This is a genomic window from Trinickia sp. (assembly GCF_035492435.1).
GTDB lineage: Bacteria > Pseudomonadota > Gammaproteobacteria > Burkholderiales > Burkholderiaceae > Trinickia.
In genome coordinates this window covers 1-3,696 of the sequence record NZ_DATJJF010000150.1, presented here as the reverse complement: position 1 = coordinate 3,696, position 3,696 = coordinate 1, and the positions used below count along the sequence as shown (strand labels likewise).

Below are 3,696 nucleotides of genomic sequence, written 5' to 3'. Positions count from 1 at the left end.
TCTCACGTCCTACTTTTCCGCCGACGCAATGAACATCGTTATTTTGGCTGCAGGCGCGGGCAAACGCATGCGTTCGGCGTTGCCGAAAGTGCTCCATCCTCTGGCTGGCCGGCCGCTTCTTTCGCACGTCATCGATACGGCACGCGCGCTTGCGCCCACGCGTATCGTGATCGTGGTCGGCCATGGTGCCGAAGCGGTGCAAAAGGCCGTTGCCGCGCCCGACGTCCAGTTCGCCGTGCAAGCCGAGCAGCTTGGCACGGGCCATGCCGTCCAGCAGGCGCTGCCGTTGCTCGATCCCGCGCAACCGACGCTCGTGCTCTATGGCGACGTACCGCTCACACGGTCATCCACATTGAAGCGCTTAATCGATTCGGCTGTCGAAGGACGATACGGTCTACTGACCGTCACGCTCGATGATCCGCACGGCTATGGACGCATCGTGCGCGATACAGCCGGGTACGTCGTGCGCATCGTCGAGCAAAAGGATGCCACACCCGAGCAGCTTCGCATCGCCGAGGTGAACACGGGCATCGTCGTCGCGCCGACGGCACAGTTGGCCATGTGGCTCGGCTCGCTGAGGAACGACAATGCGCAGGGCGAGTTTTATTTGACTGACGTTGTCGAGCATGCCATCGAGGCGGGCTTCGACATCGTGACGGCACAGCCGGATGAAGTCTGGGAGACGCTTGGCGTCAACAGCAAGGCGCAATTGGCCGAGCTCGAGCGGATTCACCAGCGCAACATTGCGGAATCGTTGTTGCAAGCGGGCGTGACGCTAGCCGATCCAGCGCGGCTCGACGTGCGAGGCGCACTCGTATGCGGGCAGGATGTATCGATCGACATCGATTGCATTTTCGAGGGCAGCGTGACCTTGGCCGACGACGTGACGATCGGCGCGCATTGCGTGCTGCGCGACGCAACGATCGGCGCGGGGACGCGCATCGAGCCGTACACGTACATCGATGGTGCGACGGTCGGCGCGCATGTCGTGCTCGGCCCTTACGCGCGACTGCGGCCCGGTACTGTGCTCTCTGACGAAGTGCACATCGGCAACTTCGTTGAAGTCAAAAATGCCGTGCTGGGCGTGGGCTCAAAGGCCAATCATCTGACGTACATCGGAGACTCCGATGTCGGCTCAGGCGTGAATGTGGGTGCCGGCACGATCACGTGCAACTACGATGGCGCGAACAAGCATCGCACCGTGATCGAGGACAACGTGTTCATCGGTTCGGACACACAGCTTGTCGCGCCCGTGCGAGTTGGGCGCGGTGCGACGATTGCCGCTGGGACGACCGTATGGAAGGATGTGCCGGACGGCGTGCTGGTAATGAACGAAAAGACGCAAACATCGAATCACGGGTATGTGCGTCCCGTGAAAAAGAAGTGACAGCGAAGAGTGACTGAGTGACGGATTCAGCCGAGCGTAATGCGAACCGGCACGCGTGCGGCGTGCTGTCCAATGGCAAGGCATCATCGACTAAGGGTTGAACTATGTGCGGCATTGTCGGCGCAGTTGCGCAACGAAACATCGTTTCCGTTTTGATTGAGGGGCTCCGCCGCCTCGAATACCGCGGCTACGACTCGTGCGGCGTTGCCGTGCTCGCCGGTGGCGAGCCGCGTCGCGCGCGCAGCGTGTCGCGCGTGTCCGACCTCGATGAGCAGGTGCGTGAGGCGCGCCTGGAAGGCGTTACGGCCATTGCCCATACGCGCTGGGCCACGCATGGTGCGCCGGTCACGGATAACGCTCATCCTATTTTCTCGCTCGATACCGTTGCGCTCGTACACAACGGCATCATTGAGAACTACGAGTCGTTGCGCGAGATGTTGCGCGGCAAAGGCTACGAGTTCATGTCGCAGACCGATACCGAGGTCATCGCGCATTTGATCCACAGCCTTTACCGCGGCAGCCTTTACGAGGCCGTTCGCGAGGCCGTGAGCCAATTGCATGGTGCTTATGCGATCGCCGTTATGCACAAAGACGAGCCGCACACCGTGGTAGGCGCGCGGCAGGGCTCGCCGCTTGTGGTCGGCCTGGGCGAGGGCGAGCATTTTCTGGCGTCCGATGCGCTTGCGCTGGCGGGCAGCACCGATCAGTTCATGTTCCTCGAAGAAGGCGACGTTTGCGAGTTGACGCTCGACGGTGTGCGCATCTCCGATCGCGACGGCAATGACGCCGCGCGCGAAGTGCGCACGGTGCAGGCATATGGCGGGGCGGTGGAGCTGGGACCGTATCGCCACTTCATGCAAAAAGAGATTTTCGAGCAACCGGGTGCGATTGCCGATACCGTGCCTCAGAGCGACAGCTTCGATCCCGCATTGTTCGGCGAACGTGCGCAAGCAGCGTTCGACGAGATCGATAGTCTGTTGATTCTGGCTTGCGGAACGAGCTACTACTCAGGGCTGACCGCGAAGTACTGGCTTGAATCGATCGCGAAGATTCCGACGCAAGTGGAGATTGCCAGCGAGTACCGCTATCGCGATTCCGTGCCGAATCCGAAGGCCCTTGTCGTTGTGATTTCTCAATCCGGCGAGACGGCCGATACATTGGCCGCGCTCAAGCATGCGCAGGGGCTTGGACACCGCCATACGCTGGCCATTTGCAACGTTGCGACGAGTGCGATGGTGCGGTTGACCGAGATGGCGTTCCTTACCCGTGCCGGGCGCGAGATCGGGGTAGCGTCGACGAAGGCGTTTACGACGCAACTGGTTGCATTGTTTGCGCTGGCGGTGACGCTCGGCAAACTACGCGGGCATGTGGATGACGCGTCGGAAACCGAGTACGTGAAGCAGTTACGGCATTTGCCGGCGGCGCTCAACAGCGTGCTTGCGTTGGAGCCGCAGATCATTGCGTGGTCCGACGAGTTTTCGCGCAAGGAGAATGCGCTTTTCCTCGGGCGCGGGATGCACTATCCGATCGCGTTGGAAGGCGCGTTGAAGCTCAAGGAGATTTCGTACATCCATGCCGAGGCTTATCCGGCGGGTGAGCTTAAGCATGGGCCGCTCGCGTTGGTGACGGAGGCGATGCCGGTGGTGACGGTGGCGCCGAATGATGCCCTGCTCGAAAAGCTGAAGTCGAACATTCAGGAAGTACGGGCGCGCGGCGGACAGCTTTATGTGTTTGCCGATGCGGATACGCGGATCGTGAATGGCGAAGGGATTCACGTCATTCGGATGCCGGAGCATTACGGAATGCTCTCGCCGATTCTGCATGTCGTGCCGCTGCAGTTGCTGGCTTATCACACGGCGTGTGCGCGTGGGACGGATGTGGATAAGCCGCGGAATTTGGCTAAGTCGGTGACGGTGGAGTGAGTTGAACATGCTGGTGTCCTTGAGAAACAGAAACGTTTCTCGTTCGGGGTCTAAATGCGTTTCATCGCGGGGGGCGGGCTCATCGCCAATCCCCATGGCATAAGGCCGAAACGTTTTTAGCGAATGTGCTCCGTGCTTCAACTTTTCACATCGAGTTCACCCCCAGGTTCCCCTCCACTTTTGGTGCCAGAGAGTAGCCAGATTTCGTTTACGGCGTCCCCATAGCCGCCCGCTAACCGGCTGGGCGCTGGGTGCGTCAAGCGATGAAATCATGGCCCTCGTGTAGAGTTCATCAATTGATGAACTCCCGGGCACATATGGCGCGTCAGTGCGTTTGCCGATAAGGCCCTCCAGTTTCAGGATTCAGCGGAGGCCAGAATGCCACGG

General features: G+C 60.4%; 2 protein-coding genes. Both read left to right on the top strand.

What is annotated here, in order from left to right:
* Window positions 1-28 precede the first annotated feature (28 nt).
* A complete protein-coding gene (gene glmU / locus VL598_RS11430) occupies window positions 29-1,387 on the top strand; it encodes a bifunctional UDP-N-acetylglucosamine diphosphorylase/glucosamine-1-phosphate N-acetyltransferase GlmU (protein ID WP_325326832.1) in 1,359 nt (452 codons plus the stop codon).
* 104 nt (window positions 1,388-1,491) lie between these two features.
* Complete coding sequence (glmS, locus tag VL598_RS11425) at window positions 1,492-3,309, top strand: glutamine--fructose-6-phosphate transaminase (isomerizing) (protein ID WP_325326831.1); 1,818 nt, start codon at window positions 1,492-1,494, stop codon at window positions 3,307-3,309.
* The last annotated feature ends 387 nt before the right edge of the window (window positions 3,310-3,696 follow it).